This is a genomic window from Bacillus cereus group sp. BfR-BA-01356 (assembly GCF_022663635.1).
In the GTDB taxonomy this organism is placed as follows: domain Bacteria; phylum Bacillota; class Bacilli; order Bacillales; family Bacillaceae_G; genus Bacillus_A; species Bacillus_A cereus.
In genome coordinates this window covers 1-4135 of record NZ_JAKUFX010000223.1, presented here as the reverse complement: position 1 = coordinate 4135, position 4135 = coordinate 1, and the positions used below count along the sequence as shown (strand labels likewise).

The window sequence follows — 4135 nt, the reverse complement described above, 5'->3', positions numbered from 1 at the left end:
GGTCGGCAACACTCTATCTACAAATTTAAGTATCTCATAAAAATAGATACTCTTGGGTTTATAGGTACATCCCGTCCCTAAAAAACCTAACTTAATCATACGAGGAGGTGAAAAGAATGAATGAAGATATTATTTCAATTGGGGCAAATTGTATAGTGAGAATTAGAAACAGATTCTTTCTTCTAGTAGAAATTGAAGTGGAATTTGGAAATGTAGCCATAGAGGAATTTGTTTTTATTCGAATATCTGAGCAAGAAGCTAGAACATTGTTAGCAGGGGGGATTCAACGTTGTACTATTTCTAATTGTATTCCTAGGTCTCATGATGATTTAGAAGTAGAATTCATTTGTGTTTTAATCGTGGGTGGGGAAGCATTTGCGGTTTTTGATGTAGAAGACGATGTTGATGAAGCTGTACTTGTTCCAATTTCATTAAGAGAAGCCGAGCGTTTAATCTGTAGAGGAGCAAGACGATGTACAGTTATTAATAGATAAGAGTAAGCCTTTTGGGAGCTAAAGAGGTTTCATTTTGTGTGGCTTCTTTTAAGAATGATTATGTAAATATGAATATCCTCCAGAGTACTTAACTGGAGGATATTTTTGTAGACTTCTAGATGTATTAACTACCAATAACGAAAATTATGTAAATAAAATGTTCACTGGATTCCCATAGAAAACTGTGGTGAGATGAAATGTTTGATTTTGAAGCACTTCAAAATCTTAGCTAGATTGCCATGTATCGGTACCCCACAATAAAAAGGCAGGAACATATCAAATATGTTCCTGCCTTTGATTTTAGAGAAATGTTTCCTAACAGTTGATTTTGTTAACGAAAGTCGACTTCAAATCCATATTTTGTGTGAAATAAAAGCATATAATAAAAGTATGAGGTGATGATGTGAAGGAGATAAACATTCATAAAGTAATTGCGGATAAGAGAAAAGAAAAGGGAATTACGCAGGAAGAGTTAGCGGCGTATATCGGTATTACGAAGGCGTCTGTTTCCAAATGGGAGACGGGGCAAAGTTATCCGGATATTACATTTTTACCACTGTTAGCATCGTACTTTAATATAAGTATAGATGAACTAATCTGTTATACACCGCAAATGGAACCGGAAGATATTAAGGATTTATATCATAGACTAGCGGAAGCTTTTAGTGAAAGACCGTTTGATGAAGTAATGATAGAGTGCAGAGGAATCATCAAAAAATATTATTCTTGTTTTTCGTAATTACTTCAAATGGGACTACTTTTTATTAATCACCATATGTTAACAGAGGATACGGATAAAAGAATTGAAATGTTAGAAGAGGCAATGCATCTCTTTAGCAGAGTGCAAGAAGAAAGTAACGATGTTTCTCTTGTGAAAGAGGCGATATCGTTTCAAGCAACTTGCTATCTTATACTCAATAAAGCGAATGAAGTATTGCAATTGCTTGGCGAAACGATACGTCCTAACGTTCCAGAGGAGGATTTAATTGCACAGGCGTATCAAATGCTTGGAAATAATGAAAAAGCAAATGAAATAATGCAAATTAGTATGTATCAACATTTAATACAACTCGTTGCGACAATACCGAATTATGTAGTAGTAAATGCTTCAAGCGCTGAAAAGGTAGAGGTAATTTTAAATAGAGCTTTTATGTTAATAGATATATATGAAATAGAAACATTACATCCCAATATGACTTTAAAAGTATACTATGCTGCTGCGCAAGTATATTGTATGCAAGGCAATTTTGAAAGAGCATTAGAAATGTTACGGAAATATGTAGCAGTTTGTGCGGCAAGCTTCACAGTAAATAGTCTGCATTTACACGGTGATTCCTATTTTGATGCGATTGATGGATGGTTTGCAGAGTTTCCGCTCGGCGCTAAAACAGTTAGAAATGAAGAGATTATAAAGCGAAGCATGTTACAAAGTATTGCAGAGAATCCAGTTTTCGCTCCGATGAAAGATGTAAGAGAGTATAAAAATATAATAGCGAGTTTGAAATTTAAATTGGATATAAAAGAATAGAGGGAGGAAAAAATGATGAATTTTGATGAATATGAAATAGCGATAAATAGTGAATTTACTTTGCATGGAACGATTACAAGGCCGAAAGTTGATGGGAAGTATGCTGCGGTTGTCATTATTGCTGGATCTGGAGAAATTGATCGTGATGGAATGATCGTACCATTAAAGCTGGCGTCAAATATTTATAAAGATTTAGCGCATGTAATGGCGAAGCTTGGAGTAGTGACGCTCCGTTTTGATAAGCGCGGAGTAGGAAAGAGTGACGGAGAATTTCTGAAGACTGGAGTGTGGGATTTAGTTAGTGATATAGAGTCTACGATTACGTATTTAAAAGAACAACCATTTGTTGATCCAGAAAATATCATTTTGGCTGGTCATAGTGAAGGGTGTATGTTGGCAACGGTAGTCAATGCAAGAACACCAGTTAATGGGCTCATCCTTCTTACCGGAGCTGCGGAATCATTAGAAGAGGCTTCGAAAAGACAAAGAGAGATTGCTTATAAAGAACTAAAAGCGCAGAAAGGAATAAAAGGAAAGTTAATGCGTCTTCTCAATGTGGAGAAACGTGGAGAAAAGCAGATGGAAAAAATAAAAGAGAAAATGATGAACACAGAAAAAGATACGATTAAAGTTGGTTTTAAACCGATGAATGCAAAATGGTTTAGAGAGCATTTTCAGCATGATATTTATAAAGATTTACAACAAGTAACATGTCCAGTACTAGCTATTGCTGGTGATAAAGATATTCAAGCTGACCCTGAAAGAGCGAAGCGGATCGGTGATTATGTGAAGGGTGATTCTGCAGTACATGTAATCAAAGATATGGATCATAGTTTAAAAAGTTTTGAGGGGGAGTTCAAAGCATTAGAGTTTAAAAAGAATTATGAAGAAGGGGCAGGAAAGCCCCTTCATCCAGAGCTAGAAGAAATAATTGTGAATTGGATGGATACGTATTTTATCTCGCAACATGCAGGTAGAAAGATTTTCGGTTCAATATTAGGCGAAAGTGAGGAAGTCGGAAAGGAGAGTGATTGTCTGTAAAAAAACGGTTGTTGTAGGTTGATTTAGTTTAGTATATGAATTTATTTTTTGCGAATTCATTCATTATAAAATGTTCGTTTTTTATTAATTAACGAGATAAAAACGAACATTTTTTTATTTTAAATAAATTGGGTAAATGTATTATAACGTTAATGTGTATGATTGAATATCATAATAATATAATGGAGGTGGTATTATATGGCTCTTACTACAGGACCAATTGAAAACGTAGGAAATCAACCTGCTAATGCAAATAAAGTTAGGGTGAAGATCCTTAACCGTACTGCGGGCCCACTTACTGGAGTAGCTAGAGTTTTTAGACTTGACGGTTCATTAGTATTAATTGAGCAGGTAAACTTCAATGTGAATTCTAATGCTTCTACTTTTGCAACTCTAAGCTTAGTTCATCCTGCTCTTGGACAAGCATTTGAATATGAAGTTCAAATTGTTCCTAATCAACCTGGTGGACTATATAGTGTTTATGGACTAACAGCTGAAAATGTTATTATTACTGCACAACGTGTTGTGAACTCAGAATTGACACAGTTTCTTTAATTAAAATAGATTGGTGCCTACATGGTATCCAATCTATTTTTGTACGTATTATTCAGAGAAAGAATGGTTTTACACAAAAATAAAGATAGTTATGGAAAAGGGAAAAGTCGAGCTATCATCTTAATTTTTATTATTTCTGTCTTAGACCGTATCTGTTTTGTGGCACGGTTTTCTTTGAATGCATTTTATTCAAACTGTTTTTTAAAGTATTTATCAAATATGCATTATTGCATAAATAAATTTAAATTTATAAGTTAATATTAAACTACTTTTTAGTTGTAAAGAATATGTTAATAATCTTTATAAGAAAAGGATATTCCTTGTAAAAAGTGAAATTGTTTGGAATGTGAATAAACAAAAAGTTTAGAAGTGATACAGACTGGATAGAGTCTTGTATTAAATAAACAGAAAAGACCTGCGGTAGTATGTCAACTGAAAAATAATATCTTTTGAAGTTATCAAAGGACAAATTGCTTAAAAAAGACATCACGAAACTAGACCAGTATTTTATGTAAAA

3 protein-coding genes and 1 pseudogene are annotated in these 4135 nt (G+C 33.9%); all 4 read left to right on the top strand.

The window, feature by feature from the left end; genetic code table 11:
* Positions 1–116: 116 nt before the first annotated feature.
* The 4 genes and pseudogenes from MR168_RS32335 (at position 117) to MR168_RS32320 (ending at position 3618) form a co-directional block, all read left to right on the top strand.
* Entirely contained in the window at positions 117–494 is a 378-nt protein-coding gene (locus MR168_RS32335; protein WP_001001282.1) for a hypothetical protein, read from the top strand.
* 403 nt (positions 495–897) lie between these two features.
* A pseudogene (locus tag MR168_RS32330) lies at positions 898–2022 on the top strand (helix-turn-helix domain-containing protein).
* A 12-nt stretch (positions 2023–2034) separates the two neighbouring features.
* The gene (locus tag MR168_RS32325) at positions 2035–3063 is read left to right on the top strand and encodes an alpha/beta hydrolase family protein (protein WP_242291751.1); all 1029 of its coding nucleotides are present in this window, start codon (positions 2035–2037) and stop codon (positions 3061–3063) included.
* A 198-nt stretch (positions 3064–3261) separates the two neighbouring features.
* The gene (locus MR168_RS32320; RefSeq protein WP_001229415.1) at positions 3262–3618 is read left to right on the top strand and encodes a hypothetical protein; all 357 of its coding nucleotides are present in this window, start codon (positions 3262–3264) and stop codon (positions 3616–3618) included.
* Positions 3619–4135 lie beyond the last annotated feature (517 nt).

What these genes read in the sequence shown, in the direction of transcription:
- MR168_RS32320 (WP_001229415.1), top strand. Translation starts at nt 3,262, where the DNA reads ATGGCTCTTACTACAGGACCAATTGAAAACGTAGGAAATCAACCTGCT.
- MR168_RS32325 (WP_242291751.1), top strand. Translation starts at nt 2,035, where the DNA reads ATGATGAATTTTGATGAATATGAAATAGCGATAAATAGTGAATTTACT.
- MR168_RS32335 (WP_001001282.1), top strand. Translation starts at nt 117, where the DNA reads ATGAATGAAGATATTATTTCAATTGGGGCAAATTGTATAGTGAGAATT.